At 56.9% G+C, this 22,165-nt stretch carries 11 protein-coding genes; 5 read left to right on the forward strand and 6 right to left on the reverse strand.

What is annotated here, in order from left to right:
- Positions 1 to 2 precede the first annotated feature (2 nt).
- From brxC to brxL, 4 genes are read left to right on the forward strand one after another with little or no spacing between them, the layout of a single operon-like run.
- Positions 3 to 3,530, forward strand: a complete 3,528-nt coding sequence (gene brxC, locus BLU28_RS25130; protein ID WP_077987199.1) for a BREX system P-loop protein BrxC — start codon at positions 3 to 5, stop codon at positions 3,528 to 3,530.
- Entirely contained in the window at positions 3,530 to 7,069 is a 3,540-nt protein-coding gene (gene pglX, locus BLU28_RS25135; protein ID WP_077987198.1) for a BREX-1 system adenine-specific DNA-methyltransferase PglX, read from the forward strand. The genes brxC and pglX overlap by 1 nt, the downstream gene beginning before the upstream one ends.
- Positions 7,062 to 9,563 carry a BREX-1 system phosphatase PglZ type A gene (pglZ, locus tag BLU28_RS25140; RefSeq protein ID WP_077987197.1) on the forward strand — a complete coding sequence of 834 codons (2,502 nt, stop codon included), beginning with the start codon at positions 7,062 to 7,064 and terminating at the stop codon, positions 9,561 to 9,563. Before pglX ends, pglZ begins: the two co-directional genes overlap by 8 nt.
- 10 nt (positions 9,564 to 9,573) lie before the next feature.
- Positions 9,574 to 11,676: a BREX system Lon protease-like protein BrxL gene (gene brxL / locus BLU28_RS25145; RefSeq protein WP_077987196.1), complete on the forward strand. Its 2,103-nt coding sequence runs from the start codon at positions 9,574 to 9,576 to the stop codon at positions 11,674 to 11,676.
- A 132-nt stretch (positions 11,677 to 11,808) separates the two neighbouring features.
- Here the strand turns inward: brxL and BLU28_RS25150 are convergent, their stop codons facing one another.
- Both BLU28_RS25150 and BLU28_RS25155 read right to left on the reverse strand, forming a co-directional pair.
- Complete coding sequence (locus BLU28_RS25150; protein ID WP_077987195.1) at positions 11,809 to 13,716, reverse strand: UvrD-helicase domain-containing protein; 1,908 nt, start codon at positions 13,714 to 13,716, stop codon at positions 11,809 to 11,811.
- Positions 13,713 to 16,100 (reverse strand): AAA family ATPase, encoded by a 2,388-nt coding sequence (locus tag BLU28_RS25155; RefSeq protein ID WP_077987194.1) that lies wholly within the window; start codon positions 16,098 to 16,100, stop codon positions 13,713 to 13,715. Before BLU28_RS25155 ends, BLU28_RS25150 begins: the two co-directional genes overlap by 4 nt.
- A 597-nt stretch (positions 16,101 to 16,697) precedes the next feature.
- Between BLU28_RS25155 and BLU28_RS25160 the strand changes: the two genes are divergently transcribed.
- A complete protein-coding gene (locus tag BLU28_RS25160) occupies positions 16,698 to 18,317 on the forward strand; it encodes a hypothetical protein (protein WP_077987193.1) in 1,620 nt (539 codons plus the stop codon).
- A gap of 152 nt (positions 18,318 to 18,469) precedes the next feature.
- Here the strand turns inward: BLU28_RS25160 and BLU28_RS25165 are convergent, their stop codons facing one another.
- The 4 genes from BLU28_RS25165 to BLU28_RS25180 form a co-directional block, all read right to left on the reverse strand.
- Positions 18,470 to 19,708 (reverse strand): type II toxin-antitoxin system HipA family toxin, encoded by a 1,239-nt coding sequence (locus BLU28_RS25165; protein WP_077987192.1) that lies wholly within the window; start codon positions 19,706 to 19,708, stop codon positions 18,470 to 18,472.
- Positions 19,705 to 19,977, reverse strand: coding sequence for a helix-turn-helix transcriptional regulator (locus BLU28_RS25170; RefSeq protein ID WP_077987191.1), 273 nt, complete (start codon positions 19,975 to 19,977; stop codon positions 19,705 to 19,707). Before BLU28_RS25170 ends, BLU28_RS25165 begins: the two co-directional genes overlap by 4 nt.
- Before the next feature lie 419 nt (positions 19,978 to 20,396).
- Complete coding sequence (locus BLU28_RS25175) at positions 20,397 to 21,338, reverse strand: DUF2971 domain-containing protein (RefSeq protein ID WP_077987190.1); 942 nt, start codon at positions 21,336 to 21,338, stop codon at positions 20,397 to 20,399.
- A gap of 193 nt (positions 21,339 to 21,531) precedes the next feature.
- Positions 21,532 to 21,960 (reverse strand): hypothetical protein, encoded by a 429-nt coding sequence (locus tag BLU28_RS25180; RefSeq protein ID WP_139190436.1) that lies wholly within the window; start codon positions 21,958 to 21,960, stop codon positions 21,532 to 21,534.
- Between the last annotated feature and the right edge of the window lie 205 nt (positions 21,961 to 22,165).

A 22,165-nucleotide genomic window follows, 5' to 3' on the forward strand; every position in this document is an offset into this window, starting at 1 on the left:
CCATGACGATCGCGATGCGCGAAATTTTTCAGAACAATATTACTCGCTCGATCGACGGCGTCATCAAGGCCGATGACGAAGCGAGCCTGAGGGTAGAGCTAGACGAATATGTCATAACGGGGGAAATCGGGCAGCGACTCGAACAGTTTCTTGAGGCCTATAATAATTATAGCACCGCCAACGGTGTCTGGATTTCGGGCTTCTTCGGCTCTGGTAAGTCACACCTTCTCAAGATGCTCGCCCTGCTGTTGGAGAACCGCGAAGTCGACGGCATCAAAGCATTCGACATCTTCGCGCAGAAGGAAGAGGTAAAGAGCAGTCCGATGCTGGGCGGCGCGTTGCGTAAGGCCGTGTCTATTCCATCCAAATCGATCCTCTTCAACATCGATCAGAAGGCGGATGTCATTTCGAAGACGGATGTCGATGCACTGCTGGCCGTATTTCAGAAGGTGTTCGATGAAATGTGCGGCTATTACGGCAAGCAGCCGCACATTGCGCAGTTCGAACGGCAACTGGATGAGCGCGGGCAACTGGATGCCTTCAAGGCGGCGTTCCTTGAACTATCAGGGAAGCCCTGGGAAACACGGGGCAGAGAAGAGGCTCTGCTGGAAGCACGCAACATTGCTGCAGCATTCGCCCGCGCTACCGGGACGGACGCAGGAGATGCGAAAGACATCCTGACCCAATATCGCAAGGATACGCGGGTTTCGATCGAGGATTTCGCCAACACGGTGAAAGCGTGGATCGATAGACAGGTGCCCAAGTTCCGGTTGAACTTCTTTGTCGATGAGGTCGGGCAATACATCGCCGACAACGTCAAGCTGATGACCAACCTTCAGACAATTGCTGAAAGCCTAAATACCAAGTGCAAAGGCCAGGCTTGGATCATCGTCACAGCGCAACAGGCCCTGACCGACGTCGTTGGAGACATGACAACGCGGCAGGAGAACGATTTTTCGAAGATCCAGGCCCGTTTTTCAAACCGTATGCCTTTGAACTCCGCCGATGTGGCAGAGGTTATCCAGAAGCGCCTGCTCTCGAAAACAAAAGAGGCAGAGATCAAGCTCGGAAACCTTCACGACAAGGAAGCCGGAAATCTTCGAACCCTGTTCGATTTTGCCGATGGTTCCATCCCGCTGAAGAACTACCGCGATCGAAAACATTTCATCGACAGCTATCCATTCCCGCCTTACCAGTACACGCTCTTCCAGATGGCGATTACCTCGCTTTCCGAACACAACGCGTTTGAAGGCAAGCACAGCTCCGTTGGCGAAAGGTCCATGCTGGGTGTGTTTCAGGAGGTCGCCAAAGCCCTGAAAGATATGGAAGTCGGCGGCCTGGCGACCTTTGATCGCATGTTCGATGGCATCCAGTCGGTCCTGAAGTCCGCTGTGCAGCAGTCCATCCAGATCGCCACCAAAAACCTTGATGATGCCTTCGCTCTGCGTGTGCTGAAGGCGCTGTTCCTGGTGAAATACGTCAAGGGATTCAGGTCGACCATTCGGAACATCAGCATCCTGTTGCTATCGGAATTCGATGCGGATCAGGCCGAGCAACGCCGGAAGATCGAGGAGGCGCTGGCTCGTCTTGAGCGTGAGACCTACATTCAGCGCAACGGCGATGTGTACGAGTTCCTCACCAATGAGGAAAAGGACGTCGAGGCAGAGATCAAGGCGCTCGATGTCGATCCGGCGGAGATTACCAAGGCTCTTGAAGAACTCGCTTTTGATACCATTCTGCGCCATCGCAAGATCAAGCATGTTACGACGGGCTATGAATATGCCTTCAGCCGCAAGCTCGACGACCATCTCCTAGCCCGCGAGTATGAGCTGTCCATCAACATCATCAGCCCTGAGAGTGATGATGTGTCTGCACCGGAAACGGTGCGCATGCGCAATCTCGGGCGGGAAGAACTGGCGGTTGTTCTGCAGCCGGATGTCCGGTTCATGAGAGATCTGCGTCTCTACCGCCAGACCGACAAATACATCCGGCAGTCGCGCACTGGCTCGCCACAGCCGGGCCGTGACCGCATCATTCTGGAAAAAGGCGAGCAGAATTCCCGTCGTGCGAAAGATCTGGAAGTCCGGCTTCGCAAGCTGATGGCCGATGCGCGCCTTTTCGTGCGCGGCGACGAGCTGGATATCGGTGGCGACGAGCCGCAGGAGCGGATCGTCAAGGCATTCCAATCCCTCGTCGATAAGGTCTACGTCAACTTGCCGATGCTGCGCGGCGTCACCTATCAGGAGTCTGACATCGCCAAGTCGGCAAGTCTCGCCAACGACCTTCTCGGTGATACCGGTTTGAAGGAGGAGGAGCAGGAAGTCCTCAATCACATTCAGGCGCAGTCACGCAACGGCGTGAAGGTGTCGGTCAAGTCTCTGACGGAACGGTTCGGTGCCAAGCCTTATGGTTGGCCGACCGTTGCCACGCTTTGCCTAACCGCCAGCCTTGTAGCCAAGGGCAAATGCGAGGCACGCTCCGATGGCTCGCTTTTGGAGGGTGCCAACCTGTCGCGCGCGCTGAACAACAGCCATATGCTGGCGAATGTCCTGCTGACGCCGCAACTGGAATTTTCGGCCTCCCAGATCCGCGCGGCCAAGGATCTTTACCGCGAACTGTTCGGCCAGCCTGCCGACGGGTCCGATGCCCGCACACTTGGCGGCGAGTGGGCGGAAAGCGCACGCAAACTTGCGGACGAGCTGAACCTGCTGTTGGCAAGGAAGCAAAACTACCCCTTCCTTGCGGCCTTGGAACCAATGCGGGACCTGATCGCGGAAATGGCCGGCAAACCTCCCGTTTGGTACATCACCGAGCCGTTGAAGCAGGAAGACGCACTACTGAACGCGAAAGAGGACATTCTCGACAAGATCCGCAGCTTCATGGCGGGCGCGCAGCGTGAGATCTATGATGACGTGCGCAAATTCCTGCAGTCGCAACAGGCCAGTATCGGCTATGTCGACGTCAACGCGGGCGAAAAGCTGAAAGCGGCGCTGAACGATCCCCATTGCTACAAGGGCAATGTCATCCAGTCGCTGAAGGCAGACCTTTACGCCCTGAAGGACAAGGTGGAGCTGGAGGTGCTGAAGGAGCGCAAGGCGGTGGTCGCGGCGGTGGATGAATGCGCCGAAAAGATTGTCTGGACGCCAGAGTTTCAGGCGCTGGATGCCGAGCATCAGAAAAAAATCCGGTACAGCATCGAGAGCCATAAGGCAGGTATCGATGCCGTCCATATGATCCCGATCCTGCGGGATCGTGCCAATGGCGCGCGCACCAGCCTGATGCAGCAGATCCTGGCGGAAATTGCGCGGATGGCACCGCCGCCTGCCGTGCCTTCCAAGCCCGAAACGCCGGGCATGGGCGAGCGGCCCATGCGGCCGATCACGCCACCAACCTATATCAACGCTTCGCAAATCAAGGTGGCCTATCCACGCCCCTATCTCGCGGAAGAGGCCGATGTGGAGCAATACGTGAATGAACTGCGCAAGACCCTGCTGGCCGAGATTGCCGCAGGCAAGAAAGTGATCGTCTGATGGATACCAATGGCTTGAAGAAATTCGCGCAGAGCGCCCGCAACCTGCTGATCGATCAGGTGACCGCAAAACTGGCTGTGGTGCTGGACCCCGCCTCTGCGGCGCGACGCGAACAGCCGGCGGCGGTGAAGGCACTGGAAAGTGCAATCCGCCAGACCAACGAACGGCAGGTGATCGAACAGGTGGCCTATACCTGGTTCAACCGCTTCACGGCGCTGCGCTTCATGGACGTGAACGGCTACACCAATCCGCGCGTGGTCTCGCCCGCAGAAGGCGCGACACGACCGGAAATTCTGGCGGAAGCCATGGCGGGCAATCTGCCGGAAAAGGCACCGGCCACTATTTCCGCTTTGCTGGAAGGCCGCAGCCCCTCCAACGATCCGCAGGCGGAAGCCTATCGGCTGCTTCTGGTTCATGCCTGCAATGCTTGGCATGGGGCCATGCCTTTCCTGTTTGAAAAGGTGGGCGATTATACCGAACTCGTGATGCCGGAAGATCTGTTGTCGCCCACATCCATCCTCGCAAGGTTGCGCGAGGCGATGGCGGAGGATGCCTGCGCGGATGTCGAAATCATCGGCTGGCTCTACCAGTTCTATATTTCGGAAAAGAAGGATCAGGTCTTTGCCGGGCTGAAGAAGAACATCAAGATCACGGCGGAAAACATTCCCGCCGCAACCCAGCTTTTTACCCCGCACTGGATTGTCCGCTATCTGGTGGAAAACTCGCTGGGGCGGCTGTGGCTGCTCAATCGCCCCGACTCGAAGCTCGCTGCGCAGATGGACTACTACATTGCGCCGGAAGAGCCGGAAACCGACTTCCTGAAGATCGGCAGGCCGGAAGAAATCAAGATCTGCGATCCGGCCTGCGGCTCCGGGCATATGCTGACCTATGCCTTCGACCTGCTCCATGCGATCTATGAGGAGGAAGGCTATGACCCTACGGATATCCCGGCGCTGATCCTCAAGCACAATCTCAGCGGCATCGAGATCGATGACCGCGCAGGCGCATTGGCAGCCTTTGCGCTTTCCATGAAGGCAGCGGCAAAACTCGGCCGTCGCCGCTTCCTGCGCATGGAGGTGAAGCCGGATATCGTCGTGCTGCAGAACGTCGCCTTCACCTCAGCCGAACTGACGGATGTGGCCGCTGTGGTGGGCAAGGATCTGTTCACGGAGGCGCTGCGCGACACGCTGACCCAGTTTGAACAGGCCAAGAATTTCGGCTCTCTGATCGTACCGAAACTGCGCGACCCCGCAGAAACGCTGCGGCTGGTGGAGGCACGGGATTTCAGTTCGGACCTGCTGTTGAAGGAAATGCAGGCGCGGGTTGTGGCGGTGCTGCGCATGGCCGAGGCGCTGTCGCCGAGGTATCATGTGGTGGTGGCGAACCCACCGTATATGGGTAAGGGCAACATGAACCCGCAACTTGTAAATTTTACAAGGAATCATTTCCCAGCCAGCAAGACGGATCTATTTGCCATGTTCATGGAACGTTGCCTGGAGTTGACGACATTTTCGGGCAACATGGCAATGATAAACATGCAGGCATGGATGTTTATCTCCTCTTACGAAAAACTCAGATCAAAGCTTCTTTCTGATCACGCCATTCTTTCGATGATTCACTTGGGCGAACGTGCCTTTGATACCATCGGCGGAGCAGTAGTATCGACTACTGCATTCGTTCTACGCGCCAAGACACGTAGAGCATCAGTTTCCGAATTTGTTCGCTTGACTGAAGGAAGGTCAGAAGCCGAAAAGGAAGCGATGCTCCGTCATGCCATTGGCAACAGACCATCCGCGAACTTGTATGTTTTTTCACCTCAAGACTTTGAAAGAATTCCGGGAGAGCCGATCGCATACTGGCTCTCTGAACGTGTCCGGCGAATGTTCAAAGAAAACGAGCGTCTGGGTGACAATGTGGATGCCGGAAACGGTCTACAGACAAATGATAACAATCTTTACCTGCGACAGTGGTTTGAAGTCGGAAGCGCCCAACTAGGTATAGGTATTTTAACTCGCGAACACGCTTCCGCCTCCGATAAAAAGTGGTTTCCGTACAACAAAGGCGGCGAGTTCCGGCGTTGGTACGGCAACTACGACTTCGTCATCGACTGGCAGAATGATGGAAGCAATATTAAAGAACGGAAAAGAATTGACCTCGCCGCTGGCCGCATTACCGCGAACAATTCAAAGTGCTGGAATGAGAAGTTCTACTTTAGCCGCTCCGTTAATTGGTCGGACGTAACCACAGGAAAAAATTCATTCAGATACTCCAACGGATCGTTGTTCGATATCACAGCACCCTCAGCGTTTCCGTCAGATAAATACTCTGAATGGTTTTTGCTGGCGTTTCTCAACTCTAACCTGTGCAGCGAACTAAATGCGGTTCTAAATCCCACTTTACATTTCAATGTTGGCAATTTTCGAAACCTTCCGGCATTGGCTGGAACTGTCTCGGTGAGTGTTGCTGACATGAGAGCTCTGGTAGAAAAGGGAAAATCCGACTGGGACGCCTACGAAACCTCGTGGGATTTCACCACACTCCCCTTGCTCTCTCCCGAGCACCGGGACGAAACGCTGGAAACCACCTACGCCCGCCTGCGCGCCCACTGGCAGGAGATGACAGACGAGATGCAGCGGCTTGAGGAAGAGAACAACCGCATCTTCATCGACGCCTATGGACTTCAAGACGAGCTGACGCCGGACGTTCCAATCGAGGAAATCACGCTCACCTGCAACCCGGCCTACCGCTATGGCGTGAAGGGCACGGTGGAAGAGCGGGAAGCGCGGTTGAAGGCCGACACCATGGCCGAGTTTCTCTCCTATGCCGTTGGCTGCATGTTCGGTCGCTACAGCCTCGATGCGCCGGGGCTGATCCTTGCCAATCAGGGTGAGACGCTTTCCGATTATCTGGCCCGTTTGGCGGACAAGGGCGTGACGCAGCCGAGCTTCATGCCGGATGCGGACAATGTGATCCCCGTGCTGGATGGCGACTGGTTTGCCGATGATATTGTCGGCCGCTTCCGCAAGTTCCTGCGCGTGACCTTTGGCGAAGAGCGATTTCGCGAGAACCTTGCCTTCATCGAGGCGCAGATTGGCGACATCCGCAAATACTTCACCCGGACCTTCTATGAGGACCATCTGAAGCGCTACAAGAAGCGGCCGATCTACTGGATGTTCTCTTCGCCTAAGGGCACTTTCCAGGCGCTGACTTACATGCACCGCTACCGGCCCGAGACGGTCTCCGTGCTTCTGAACGATTATCTGCGCGAGTTCATCCGCAAGCTGGAGGCCGAACGGGCCCGGCTGGAAAAACTTGAAGACGATCCTTCTGCCAGCCAAGCGCAAAAGACCAAGGCGATGAAGGATGCGAGCGCCATAGCCAAGCAGATCACCGAGCTGATGGAATGGGAACGCGATGTGATCTTCCCGCTAGCACAGAGGAAGATTGAGATCGATCTGGATGACGGTGTGAAGCGCAATTACCCGCTGTTCGGCGCAGCTTTGAAGCCCATCAAGGGGCTGGAGGCGGCGGATGAATGATCGCATCGCCGCCAGCCTGCGGCGTCTGTTCGACGAGCACCGCATTGTATTCTGGTACGATACCGACCGCGACATGCGGGCGGAGTTCGATGCGCTCGATCTGCCCGGCGTGACCAAGCTGGAGATTGCCAACAACGAATTCGGGCTGAAGTACCGCATCCTTCAGCAGGAGCACGATGGCCGCTTCTTGTTGTTCAAGGACGGGCCTGAGCCGCCGATGGCGGACAACTGGCTGCTGGATGTGCAACTCGCAACGACCGTGTTCAAGGCCGATCAAGCGGCGCTCTGGGTGGCGGATTTGGGCGTGCCGCTGCAGTTCATCGATACGGTGCGCGCCCATGCTGGCTTCTTTTCCGCCAAGCCCCGAATCGACGCGCTGAAAAAACTGCTGCACACATCCGACACGCAAACCCAGATGCGCCTGAAAATGCTTGCCGTCTGCGTGGGTGCCGAGGGTGGTCTGGATACGGTGATTGAAGCGCTGCTGGGCGATCTTGCCGCTGGCAAGGAGGACGGTCTGCGGCTGATCGACCGCTCTGGGCTGATGGAGTTTTTCTGGACGCAAGTGGGCCAAGCCTATGGCTACAAACCGAGTGAGCCGGATTTCGAGGACTTCGCCATCTCACTCTTCCAATCCGGCTATGCTCGTGTGCTGGGCGAGGACGGGTCGTTGAATGCCGAGGCTCTGCTTGCTTTCCGCCGCTGGAAGAACAACCGTCACTGGGCGTATGCCTTTGAGACCCTCTCTGCCCGCTATCAGGATCTGCTGGAGATCCCCACCGACTTGAAGAAGCGTGATTTCCGCACCTTCGTTTCCATCGACCATTTCGAAGAGATCGACCGCGAGATCATCCGCCAGATCGTGCAGGCGCTTTCGGCACAAAGCGTGGGCGCGCCGGAGGTGCTGACTTGGGTGCGCGAACGGCGGCAGAGCCATTGGTATCCGAAATACGAGGATATCTATCAGGCCATCGGTTTCGCCACCGAGTTTCAGCAGGCGCTGGCCGAGGCCCATCTCGGCATGACCAGCGTGGCCGAGGGCGTGCAGCGCTATGTCAGCACCTGGTACCGGCTCGACCAGCTCTACCGCAAATTCATCTACCACATGCAAAAGAGCGGTCAGGCGCAATTGCTGGCCGATCTCTACGAGTCAGTCGAGAACCGCTACACCAACAGCTATGTTCTGGCGATGAACGACGCATGGCAGGACCAGATCGCGCGATTAGGCGACTGGAAAATCCCCGGCTATACACAACAGGCCGATTTCTATCGCGAACAGGCGGCGGAATATCGCCGCAAGGATCAGAAGGTAGCGGTAATTATTTCCGACGCACTGCGTTTCGAGGTTGGCGAGGAATGCTTGCGCCGGATCCGGGCGCTGGATCGGTTCGACGCCGATCTGAAACCGATGATCAGTTCGCTGCCAAGCTACACCCAGCTCGGCATGGCCTCGCTTTTGCCGCATAACGGGCTGGCCATGGCCGAGGATGGCAGTGGCGACATTCTCTCCGGTGGTGAAAATACGAAAGGCCTCGCTGCTCGTGAAAAGCTGCTGGCTGCCGGTCGTAGTGGCGACACCGCAAAGGCGCTGAAATTCGACGACGTGATGAACATGCGCGTCGATGACGGAAAGGCGCTCTTCCGCGACAACCACATCATCTACATCTACCACAACCGCATCGACGCGATTGGGGACAAGATGCAGACAGAAGAACTGCTGCCGGAGGCCGCCGAAGACGCCATCGAGGATCTGACCAAGTTGGTGCGCAAGCTGACGTCCGCCAACTTCTCGAACATCCTGATCACCGCAGATCACGGCTTCCTCTATCAGCATCGCGCGCTGGATGAGAGCGATTTTGCCATCGCCGATCCAAAGGGTGACGAGATCCTGTTTCGCAACCGCCGCTTCGTGATCGGTCGGGGTCTTGCGGCGACCGATGGCATGAAGCATTTCACGGCCGCCAATCTCGGTCTTTCCGGAGATTTGGATGTCCTCATCCCGAACTCCATCAACCGCATGCGGGTGAAAGGTGCCGGCAGCCGTTTCGTTCACGGTGGCGCCAGCCTTCAGGAGATCGTCATACCCGTCATCCGGGTCGGCAAGCAGCGGGAGGCGGATGTCGGTCAGGTCGAGGTGCAGATCCTCGTATCTGGCCGTAGCCTGATCTCTTCCGGGCAAACGGCTGTCACGCTTTATCAGGCGCAGCCGGTATCGGAAAAAATGCGGCCGCGCGAGGTTTTGGCGGGCATCTATGCGATAGACGGAACCTTGGTTTCCGACGAATACACTCTCGTCTTCGACTTCAGCTCCGACAATCCCCGTGAGCGGGAAATGCCGCGCAAGTTCCTGCTTTCACGAGAGGCCGACCGTTTCAACAATCAGGATGTCATCCTGAAACTGCGAGAGCGCGTGGGCAAGACACGCCTTTATCAGGACTATGCCACGCATCGCTTCCAATTGCGCCGCGGCATAACCACCGATTTTGATTTCTGAGGACACGCCCATGAGCGATCTCGACAGCAAGATCAACGAACACTTCGCTGGATTCGTCGTCCGAAAGGACCTCGTGAAGGCCGTGAAGGGCAATGCGATCGTGCCCACCTACGTGCTGGAATATCTGCTGGGCCAGTACTGCGCCACAGACGATGAGGCATCGATCCAGACGGGTATCGAAACGGTGAAGGACATTCTGCGCAAGCACTATGTACACCGCAGCGAAGCCGGGTTGATCCAGTCCACCATCCGCGAGCGCGGCCGCTACAAGGTAATCGATCAGATTAGCGTGTCGCTGAACGAAAAAACCGACAGCTATGAGGCCGTGTTCGAGAACCTCGGCATCAAGAAAGTCTCGGTCGACAGTACGACTGTGAAAGCGCATCCCAAACTGCTGGTCACCGGCGTTTGGTGCATCGCCGACGTGCAGTATGAGTTTACGGAGGAGGCGCGGACTTCCCCCTGGATCCTGGAGTCGATCAAGCCGATCCAGATCGCCAAGGTGAATTACGAGCAATATCGCGATGTTCGCCAGGCCTTCACCACCGACGAATGGATCGATCTTCTGATGCAGAGCATCGGCTTTCGCCCGGAAGTCTTCGGGCGGCGGAGCAAGTTCCTGCAATTGCTGCGTCTCATCCCCTTCGTGGAGCGGAACTATAACCTCATCGAGCTGGGACCCAAAGGGACTGGCAAGTCACACGTCTACTCGGAACTCTCCCCGCACGGTCAGTTGATCTCAGGCGGTGAGATTACGATCCCCAAGCTCTTCGTGAACAACTCGAACGGACGCATCGGCCTCGTCGGCTACTGGGATGTGGTGGCGTTTGACGAGTTCGCCGGACGCGAAAAGACCGCCAACAAGGCGCTGGTCGACATCATGAAGAACTATATGGCCAACAAGACCTTTTCCCGCGGGGTCAATCCCATGGGTGCTGAGGCCAGCTTCTCCTTTGTAGGCAATACCGATCATAACGTGCCATATATGCTGAAGAACAGTGACCTGTTCGAGGCATTGCCGACCCAGTTTCACGACTCGGCCTTTATCGACCGCCTGCACGCCTATTTGCCTGGGTGGGAAATCGACGTTATTCGCGGTGAGATGTTCACGAAGGGCTACGGCTTCATCGTGGACTATCTGGCCGAAATCCTGCGCCATCTGCGGTCCGAGGATTTCTCTAATCGCGTGCATCATTACTTCAAGGTCAGCGAAAAGATATCGGAACGTGACCGCACAGCGATCTCCAAAACCATGTCTGGGCTCCTCAAGCTGATCTTTCCGGATGGCAGTCAGACAGAGGCTGAGGTGGAGGAATTGCTACGTCTCGCCATGGAAAGCCGCAAACGTGTGAAGGATCAGCTCGCACGCATCGACAGCACCTATCCAGAGGTGGACTTCTATTTCGTTGGCATCGACGGTGGGAAACGAACCTTGACGACTGTGGAGGAAGAAGAGTATCCGCAGTTCTATCACGCAGAGGGTGGCCGTAGCGGCGAGGAGAACGAAGATACTCCGCTCGATTCCGTAGTCGCACCGCCGGTAGGTGCGAGGAAAGAGGTAGCGATGCCGTCTCTAGCCGCGGATCAGGCTCCAGCCCCAGGTCCCGTTGCGCTAGCAGAAGGCCATTTCGTCTATGCCGAGAACCGCAAGGGCGTCAGTTATGACAAACTGTTCGGTGCTTATCTGGATGGAGCCTCACTGGTCGTCGTGACAGATCCCTATATCCGGCTGTTCTACCAGATCCGCAACATGATGGAATTTGTTGAGATGCTCATCCGCCGCAAGCGGCCGGAAGATCAGATGAAGGTCCATTTAGTCACGGCCGCAGACGAGGGAAATATTTCGCGCCAGCGAGAGTTGCTGGATTCGATAGTAGCGGCATGCACAGGTTCAGGGGTCGAATTTAGTTGGGCATTCGACACCTCTGGAACCGCTCATGCCCGAGATATTGTCACCGATACCGGCTGGAAGATTGTGCTGGATCGAGGGTTGGACATCTTCCAACCGCCAATCAAGACCGAGGGCTTCTCCCTAGGAGACCGCTTGCAAGAGCACCGGGTGATAAAAGGGTTCTATGTCACCTATATGCGAATTGCCGCAGAACATCATTAACTCAGTTATTCCGAATGACTAATTTGGGGCCGCCAGAGACAGGCGGTCACCAGCTTACAGGTGGCAAAGCCGACGTTCTTATGTCTAACCGGCTCAGTTCCCCATGGAAACCAACAGTCTAATCGGCACTACCTAGACCATCAGTTCTATCTCGCTTGGCTCGAACCAGTTCTGCCTTATCATCGCGTCGCGCGCCAGTGTCGGATCAGCAGTGTAGTAAACGACGGCGAGGCTTTGCTCTGCGCGGCTGCAGGTCACGTAAAATAGTCGCCGCGTTCGATCGACCGTCGTCTCCTCCCCGGCCGCTTCGTTCTCAAGGTCCGTCTTGCTCTTCGCTTTCGTTTCGAAAAGCTTGTCATAGGCGAACATGAAGCCACGAGCCTCATCGTCGCTGACGACGACCATCACCCTTGGAAACTCCAGCCCCTTTACCCCCTGGTGCGTGTCGAACTGCGAGAAGCCACGGACGTAGCGATCATATCGCTCGATCTCGTCGAAGGGCGCCTCCAGCGCCAACCGCCAACCGCCCAGTTCGCTTTTAACATCCACTTCCTCTTCCTGGTCGCCGGCGTGGCCGGCTGCGTCAATCTCGCCTTCTGCGACGGCGGCATCGGCCGCGGAAAACGGAACCAGCACCTCGGGGATTGTGAAGAGGTTAGTATCGGCGACGTAGCGCAACACCGAGCGCGCGGTCGGCTTCTCATCCTTGTTCACCAGAGCCAGCAGGCCATCGCAGGCAGCCTTGACCTTGCTGAGAATGTCGACCTGCCTCTCGCCGGCAGCTTCCAGGGCTTTGCGCTCGAGGAGTGGCGATGTACGCCGAACAACTGCGGCGACAGCGAATCGATCCCCCGCGCGCAGGGCCGCGACCAGCGGCAGTATCTCGCGCGTGAAAAGTCCGATGCCCGCGCCCGTCCCTTGCAGAAAGCTAGTGCGGATGCGCTCGACCGCATAGAGAGGCTCGAAGAATTGTTCGAAGCCAAATCGGCGCGCGGACATCAGGTGCTCCAGCGCTAGCGTCTTGATCGCTTCGGCTCCCTCCGCCCAACTTGGATCGCCCGTGAGCTCTGCCATTCGTGCCGATGCGGTAGCCTCAGCCGCGCTCTTGTCCGCTATTGCCTGCGAGACGACAAACAGCCGAACAACGCCCTGTTTGGCATCGCTCCGTGGCTGCTGCTCCTCGCCATCCTCATCCCGTCTAATTTTGTTGATGAGCGTGATGACGCGCTTGGGGCAACGATGGTTCATTCGCTTCCTCGGTCTGGCCCAGGCCTGCGGGATCGCCTCGGCCAAACGCTCCTTACCGTCGGCGTAGATACGCTGCATCGTGTCGCCAAAAAGTCCCAGGCAAAAGGCCCCGCGGTATCTCTCCTCGACGTTGAGCAGCGCGTCCATGAGCCTTCGGCTCGTATCCTGGCTCTCGTCGATGAGAAGGATTGGGAAGCGGGTCACCAGCAGCCGACGCAAGCCAGGCTTCGCGCCGAGAAAATCGGCGGTCATAGCGATGACCTCTGCGTGGCTCAGAGAGTCTCGCGTGCGATTGTCGCCCGTCGGGCTGTAAATGAAGCGGGTAATTTCGGCGAGGTTTTCGCGGCGACGCCGCTTGCTTTCTATCGAGCGGGCGCGATCCGACGCGGCTTTGCTGTTTGCCCGACCCTTCGCCTGTGCTTCTTCTAGCTCCGCGATATCCGTCAGGAGCCGGGTCGACAGCCACGCTCGAATATCACCGTCGTAGCCGGCAATCAGCGACCACGCGAACGCGTGAATGGTCGAGACCTCTACCCGAGGATCGAACTCGAGCCGCTGCTTGATCTCGTCGCAGGCGGCATTGGTGTAGGTAATCACCCCGATCTTCTGACCGGATAGCGACAACCGCCGGCCCTGCTCCTTGCACACCGTCCGGATCGCCTCGACGAGCGACCGCGTCTTGCCCGATCCGGCGCCAGCATAGAGAAAGAAGCTCCTTGGCTTCTCGACGTTCAGGCAGGCGAGGATCGTTTCATCGGCTTCGGAATCGAATTTGTCGTCGACCGCGCTCATGCGTCGGCTCCATCGATTTCGGCGACGACATGCTCTTCGATCGGTGGGTCGGCCTCGATCTCCTCCGCGGCTGGCGCCTCCTTGACCAGAGGCAGAATCTCAACCTGCTTTTTCTTGAGCTGCGCGAGTAGCCATTCAAGTCCTTCGGCGATGTAGTGCGGAACAGCGATCGTGTCGAAGTTCTCAACCTCCATCACGTCAAGCGCAAACTCAGCTTTCTTGCCGCTCCTCAGAGCGAGGTACATTTTCCCGCCGATCGCGGCCGCCCCACCACCATCAACGATCGCATCGCGAAACTTACGGACAAGGCCGGTCCCATCCAGTTCCGCGAAAAAGCTAAGGTTGTCGAACGCCAGCGCGTCCTCAAACGTATACGGATATGCGATCTCCGGCCCGACAATACCCGGTGACGTCAGCCCCATCGGGATCTGATACGCGGCTCGCACGGCAAATAGCGGATCGCCATCCTCATGCAGCGTCTTCGTCGAGGCATCAGCTCGCATCAGCTCATCGACATCGTCGAGCTTTGGCACCCATGTCTTCAACGTCGCATTATTTGTCTTCTGACCAGCGCCTTTCGCGGGTTGGACGGAGGCGCCCCCCGTTTTATCCAGCGTATCCAGGTCAGTGATGATCAAGGTCAGCAAGCCAAGGTGATCAATCAAAGGCTTGAGACGATGCGCGTGGCTTCCTCCGATCTCAAGCAGGGTGATGTAGCATTGGTTGAGCTCGTCATAGTGCGCACGGATGAAATTGGGAACGAGCATTCGTTCCGCCGGCCCCTCCACCAGAATGGCCGCGTCAGCGAAGAATAGATCCGCGTGCTGGGCTCGAAGATATCGGGTAACGAAACGCTCGGTCTCACTGCCCGGACCAAAAACCTCCGAAAGATTGACAACAGTGGAGACCGGCACTTTCGCGGCCATACCCGCAGGCAGCCGCCGGAAGTAGCGCAAGCAAGAGAACGGCGTCTCGTGCGCGACATGGCTCGAATGGGTGCTGACAACCAACTGGGTGCGCAGCTTTTGGCTGTCACCGAGGTCGTCGTGCGCACGCAGCACCGCATAAGCCTTCTTGATGAAGACTTGCTGGACCTGCGCGTGCAAATGCGCTTCCGGTTCCTCGACCAGGACGAGATGGAGTGGTTCGGTCGTGGTCGCCGTCGCGCCGGTTGACGCCTTCCCGACACGCATCCAGGCGTCACGGAAGCTCATCAAGCGGAATATCATCGAGATAAGGTTTTGGTAGCCGAGGCCGTTATTGGCCTCGGGCAGCCGCAAAACGGGTGTCGTCGCGCCGTCTTCGGCAATGACGTCCACCTCAAAGCTGATCGCCGCATTGTGGTTCAGACCGTCGATAGCCTTCAGGCGCGTCGAAACGCGCGGACGCGGATCGGTCACGCCGGGATATCCCATACCCTCGACCTCGGTGAACGCCGCCTTGAAACTCTCGGTCAGCCGCTTGTCGAAAGCGTCCTGGGCAGCCTCTATCGCTTGCAATGCGCCTAAATCTTTCGGATCAGGTCCCTTCGTCGGGTCGAGATGCTTGGAGTAATAGCTTCTGAGCTGATCGGACAGCCGACTGCCACTTGCTGATAGAGGGGCATCGTCCTCCTCAGCGGTTTGCTGCTCCTCACCGAAGCCCCTCTGCGCCGGTATGTCATGAACGCGGATCAGGCCGCTCAGCGGGTCGCCATCGATCGGCCGAGAACCGCCCGGAAGGACCTGCGGGCGTGCCAGAGATTTTGCAGGAGCGACAAGTTGACCCGGATCCAGCGAATAGGCCCGAATGGTGAAGTGCGTCGACAATCGCTTGCTCAGAAAATCGATCAGACTCTCAGGCCAGATCGTCAGCTTGGGCGGGGCAGCAGGCGGATCGGCGTCAGGATTCTCCGCCGCAGCGGCCGCTATAGCTGCCGCCCTCATCGTCTCGGCATCGCTAACCGCCCCCATGTACTCCTTGTACAAGAGCGCAAGGTCCTTCGGCTCGTAGCGCAGCCGAACGCCGAGCCTTCCCCCTTCCCAATCCAAGGTCGGGATGAGGTCGCGAACGTGGTGCATCTCCCCCGCTTCGACGTGCAGCCACAGGTCCAGAGTCGGTAATGCGCTAACCCAGGGATCGACGACGAGGTCGACGATGTCCTGCGCGTTCCGGGCCGCTATCCACGCCTCGCCCAGAGCGATGATAGTAGGCCAGTGGCACAACGTGAAGTCGTGCATCTCGAACGGGCAGCGGCGCGGCGACAGGAAGCGCCTTAGCGCAAGTATCGCTGACGTCTTGCCGCTATTGTTCGCTCCGACGAAAAGTGTGGTCGTGGTCGAAAGGTCGACCCGCGTCGACAATAACTTTCGGAAATTGGCGACCTCCAACAATTCAATATGCACGACTAGCGCCTCCCACCCCGGTATGGGTCAACAATAACCATAGAGAGACATTACAATCTAGGGTGTCTTGGACGTCCGCTTTTGAATGAAAACAAACTCTGCCTGAGCACACGTTATGAAGGAGCTTTGCAGACTAAGCGAACAGGCCTGCGGGCTTCGGCAAACGACAGAATATGCTGAAAGGCCGATATGGAGGGCGCGCAGCGGAGATCGTTTCCGCAACGGGGCCGTGAGGGGGCTGCCGTTTCTCCGGCATCAATCTGCCGAAACTGGCACTCAGACGCGTAGGTCGCATTAACCCTTTCGGCCATTTGCGATTTCTAATTGTGCCGCCGCAACGCGGCTTCCAGGAAGCGGCCTTCGTCTGGCACTAAGCTTTCTCCCTGTCATCAAACTTGCGGAGGTCTTTCAACATCAGCTCGACGTTCGCGCAAAAATTGAGCGAAAGCCATTGACCACAGAAGCTGACAGAAGTCATCATACAGGGGGATCGCAATCAATTCGAGCCCTTCTTAAACACATCTGATGAGCCCGCTTAGCCCCACGGAGAGCCAAGCGGGTACGACGCGATTGAACCAATATGGGAGATGGTATTCTGTGGCAACGAACTTTTCTGAAGCCCTTTCTCCCCTCGCCAAACGCGTACATGGTCCGGTTCGCGACATCGAGATCTTGCGACTAGCAACTCTTCTGGACGGGGACGATTTTGCCGCATCGGCCAATGCGGCGCGAAACGCCGTTCTGAAATGGGCATCTTCACGCAAGCGCGCTGGCGGAACCTTTCCCAGAGAAGCATGGGAACATGCTGATTTCGAACTCGTGGTGGGGGGACGAAACAGCACAGCGGTTCGTTTTTTGACCGAGTCTGCCGATCTGTGGGCCTTACGTGCCGAAGTACCCGACGAAAATATACCTGGACGGGTTTGGACTAACGAGATTGTCATCGGCGGCGAGATCGGCAAGCGCCCGCATCTAAGCATCAGGTTGATTGTTAGCACCGCTGAGCCAGAACTTACTGTCGAACATCATGTGCCGGGGCTAGTTCTGCAAATCGCAACTGCTCCGGGGCTGACTCGAGGCGGCAGGACAGTCGTTGATACTCCGCGCACACTTCGAAGTGAAAATGAAGTGCGAGACCTGTGCGATCACCTCGAAGATCCGGAACGCCGCCTGCCTATCATTATCGTGACGCTTCCAGGGGGAGAATGCAGCGCGCCACTGATCAACGATACCGAGGTGGCACGCGCATTGACCGGACTTGCGCAGGTGGTTCGTATCCCGCAAGAGCTGACATGGCTTCTAACAGCGCGCTTCGGCAAGTTTCGGTCTGTATTTGACGGCGCTGTCCGAGCCTATCTCCCCGGTTTCTCGAGTGCCGACGATCCTTATAGCCATCGCTTGTTCTTGGCGACTTGGCTGCAAGATAGCCTAAACGCTGCCAACTGTGGTCTTTGGCTCCGCCGCGTCGTGGCTGATCTGAGCGTTTCATCAACGCGACTGGGTAAGGATGTTGTCGAATTCGCCGCCGTTCGGACCGCAAGCCGCCGTTTGCGCAAAGACAGTCTTGCTGAGCAGAAGGCACCCGATGCTGAGCTTCTGGCGCTAGCCCAAGAACTGATTGACGGCCTCGAAAAGCAGCTCTCCGAGAAAGACAAAGAAATAGGTGATTACGTTGCCGAGGTTGAAGTCGCCGAAGATCGTGCAAAGGCTGCAGAACAAGAAAACCGATCGCTGGTCTTCAAGATAAGGCAGTTGCAGGACGCGCTCTCACAGGGAGGCGATGCACCGACCGCTGAACAGCCCCTTCCGCAAAAATGGTCGGAGTTTTCCGACTGGCTTGATCAAACCTTTCCTGACCGTGTCGTTCTGACGCCGGCTGCTCGGCGGCTTGTTAGAAATCCAGATTTTGAGGATGTAGAAACTGTAGCTCGAGCCATAAATTGGCTTGCAACGGATCAACATCTGCGTCGACTAAATGGAGGGGGAAGCACCCGCGATGAAGTGATTGAGCCGGGGATCCTGAACGCTTACTGCGGCGGGGATACCTATGAGACCGTCTGGCAGGGACGACGCTACGAGGTGGATCAGCATGTGAAGAATGGCGGAAACAGCCACGACCCGAAGCGCTGTCTTCGCATCTACTACTTCTGGGAGCCGGATTTGCAACAGACGATAATCGACCATCTGCCGGCGCATCGCCGTACCAGCGCAACATGATGCACGTTGGGGAGGGCAAGAGATTGGTTGATCGTTGTCTTGTATATGGTCCTCCCTGGGCGAGTGTTCGCTTCTGGAAAAATCATACCCAGACCGAATCTCCAGAATGGCAGCGCGAAGCGGAAATAATTTCCGCCCTGACCAGCGTCTCTTTACCCGCGCGCCTGCGTCTGAATACGCCAACACCGCTTTCGGATGGAGTGAACGATCTTCTCCAGGACTCTCGCCGGATCGCCAGCCAGAGCCGCGACTTGAGGCGCTACGTCATCGCACGTGGCGCTGACAAGCTCAGCAAGCTCCTCTATGCGCCTCAGCGTCGATGCGCCGCTAAGTCCGAGTTCGCCAGCCACCACCAGCCAATCCGCTCGCCGTAGATCCAGGGCACTGAACCGACGAGCGATCCCCTGCGGCAAACTCTGATCGACCTGGCGGTACACCGCCGCACACATCAGATCGTAAAGCGGTGCCATCTTTGCGGATCCGGCGGCGCCGATCAGAACGGAATAGTTTTTGGCGTGCGAATCCGAATTGCAGATCAGCACATTGAAGATCACCGCATCAAGAAGCGTCACACGCGCGGCCGGCGAAACCAGATTGCTGACGGCGTCGAACATCATTTTCAGGGTGACGCCGCGTCCGGTGGATGAACGCTCATATTTCTGCGAGGGGAAATGGCCGGTGAGTTGGCAAAGATCTTCCTGATGCAACCGACGGATCTCGCCTTGCGGATCGGTGAAGCGATCATAGCGCTTCACCAGCAGATAGCGCCGTTTGCCCGCGACACCGATCGTCGCTTCGGCAGCCTCCAGCCCGCAGGCGCGTACGAGGGCAAGGCAGAAAGCTTCGTTCTCGACGCTGCCCGCAAGCCGTTTTGAGTCCGGCTTCAGAATATGGGTCGAGGGCGTCCCATCGACCGGAATGGAGATGGCACCGCCCTCACCCACGAAGACCGGGAGCTTCTCTTGCACGCCCGCGAGAGACATGGAGACGCCGCGTTCGCCGGCCAGGAAAGGTTTTGCCGGAAGCTCGTCCAGAATGCGCTCAAGTGCCCCCGCATCCGGCACGGGCTGGAGATGAATACCCGGCTTGCGCGGAGCACCAATCGACAACGCGCCGGCCGTGTCCCGCCCGATGTGACCGAGCAGGCCGACGATGTCCTGGGGTGACACCTTCAGCCGCTGGCCGATTTCGACGAGATGGGTTTCCGGGAGCAGGTTGGCGAGCCAGGGCAGCAGCCTGTCGGCAGCAATCGGGCCTGAACGGAGCGGCATGGTGAGCGATACCGGGAAGGCCGAACGGCGCGCCTCCCAGCTCGGATCATAGTCCAGTCGCCACTCGCTGCCGAAGGTCAGGTGGGCGACGGGGAAAGTTTCGTAGAAGATCGTCGTCATCGACCTTCCCCGAAGGTTGGTAGGAAGCTCAGGTCATCGTCAGGCGAGGTCGCCGTTGCCTGGACCGTCCTAAGATCGCCGATCTCAATGCCGACAGTGCGCGCCACGATCAGGGACTTTTCAAGCTGGCAGCTTGGCTTACCGGATTCGAGCTCGACGATGAAACGCTCACCCGTGCCGGACCGGGTGGCAAGCTCGGTCTGCGTCCAGCCAAGCGCCTTACGTTTTTCTCTGACGGCGGCGCCGAAATCGCGTGCGGATCTGAACATCGAACGTCTCCTGAAGTAGCTTACCGTACAGGAAGATTTATTCAAGATCAATGTGATCCTTACCGATCGGGAAGCAGACAGCAACAGACTGCCAAATCACCCCGATCGGGAAGTTTCAGGCCTCATCACGACGTCGGAAAATAAGGTCCTTGAGATCCGGGTGTCGCGTGTGGTACACCTGCGGGTATCGTAATTTCCCGAACGGGAGCAGAGGCTTACGAGAAACCCTTGTTTCTCAGGTATCGCGGGCTTAATTGGCGGAGAGTCCCACCCTCTCCGCCATAAATTGCCTTGGGTAGGCAAGAGTTTCATCTATCTGCTAATATGCCTTGATCTTCGAGAGCGGCGCCTAGGTTGGTTAGAGCCACACTATGGGCACGCCCCACTGGTTCGCTCAGCTCAGCGATTTTCCTTTGGCCTCAGGTCCGGATAGGGATATTTGAGTATCGGATACGGCGCTGAATATCGGTGACGCCAAGTGCTTCAAGCTCAGCAGCGATAGCCTCTCCAACGATCAGCGGTGTCTGACATGGCCCGATTATCACATGGTCGATCAGTTCCGGTAGGGAGATGCCTGTGATACCTTTCTCAGAATTGTTCTTAAATTCCAACTTCTTGATGCGCTGAGGAACACCGCCAGGCGAGACAATCGCTGTGCTAAGTCCAGTCATGCTGTCCATGCCGTGGGTATGATATATTCGCCACTCGCGCTCTTCTCTGAAGCCAGGGTGCTTGGTGGCGAGGCAGAGGGAGCGCAACAGGTGGAAGTATGCGCTGAGAACGTCCTGCTGATTGCAGGTGCTGAGGAATTGAGCGCTGGCGCGGATTTCCTCAGCGACCCCATGGAGTGTCACGTTGACCCGCTCCCCGTCGAAATATTGGACTGGGCTTGAAATCGCCCCATAGTCATCGAGCGTGTTCTTGAAAGGGATTGGATTTATGACGACTCCTACCCCGATCTGCTGACCGGTATAGTTACGCCACATAAATAGCCGACCGATGTTATCCTCGTCCGGCATGTGCTCAGAAAGGCAAGCCACATACGACTGGTTTTCGATGTGGAATCGCCAGGCCAGAAACGTGTCGTTTCCGCGTCCCGCCAGCCCAGGAAAAATCTCATCAACTTCACGAACTACTGCCGCGAGGCCTGTCTCAATGGGTGTCTTTGTGGCGAACTTAAGCGCGTTGAGTGTCGACATGACCATAGAAACGCCATGTGTCACCTCGTGCAAGTCGTTCATCACACGCACATTACGCATCCGCATCTGCCTACTACGGAAGACGTTCAGGGCATTCTCTGCTGACGTGTAGTGGATGTAGCTGAGCCGGTCGCTGCCAAAGACGTCAATGCTGTTTTCCATGCCCACATTCGAACACGCCGCTAATCACGTTGAAATTGCACGAAAGCGATATCCACAACTCTTTAAGTATTGGCGACGAGAGCAACTTGCCTATCGGGAACCCCGTGGACAGACAGATGCGGATGTAGAGCGTGGCGCCTACAGTAATCAGCAACCACTATCTTGAACTCTGCGGTAACCCGTAACGTAAATCTCATTGGAGACTGGGTGCCATCCAAAAGAAGTAGAGTGCGCCGGCACCCGCAGCGGCTTTTACAACCGCTATTTCAAGGTTATGGAGCTTGAACTTTTTAGAAACGATAAACGCGATTAAAAGAGTAACGAAGACTATAAGTAATTTTTTGCCTTCGCCAATAGGGACCCATCTACTGATTAGAATAGCGGAGGCAAGAAGTGCAAACTTTAGGGTAACCTCCCAAAAGTTGCTCTTCAATTCTTTCCACATTCCATCCTTCGGGGACGGTGGAATCTTTTCTACGTATAGGCACGTATATGCCCCGATCATCATTATGGCGAACGTATACTCTGGATCTAAAGTGGGCATTGATGAACCTTTCATTTTGCCCGTTGCTACTAGGTCACCATTCAAGATTTCTGTATAAAATCCCGTAAAATTTGACATGTAGTCGGATCAGATGCCACCACGTGAAGCGACATGACAATCGTGCGCCAACACACGACCATTGCGCTGGCCTACGACCCAAGCTACGAGGAGAGCGGCCGTCCCCTTGGATACCTTCCATGAGATACTTCGTCATATCGCTATTGCTCATTGTCCTTTATGCGCTATCGCCCCTGTTGACTGCATTCTTTGTCGAAGGTGTAGC

It is taken from the genome of Agrobacterium pusense, from assembly GCF_900102105.1.
In the GTDB taxonomy this organism is placed as follows: Bacteria; Pseudomonadota; Alphaproteobacteria; order Rhizobiales; family Rhizobiaceae; genus Agrobacterium; species Agrobacterium pusense.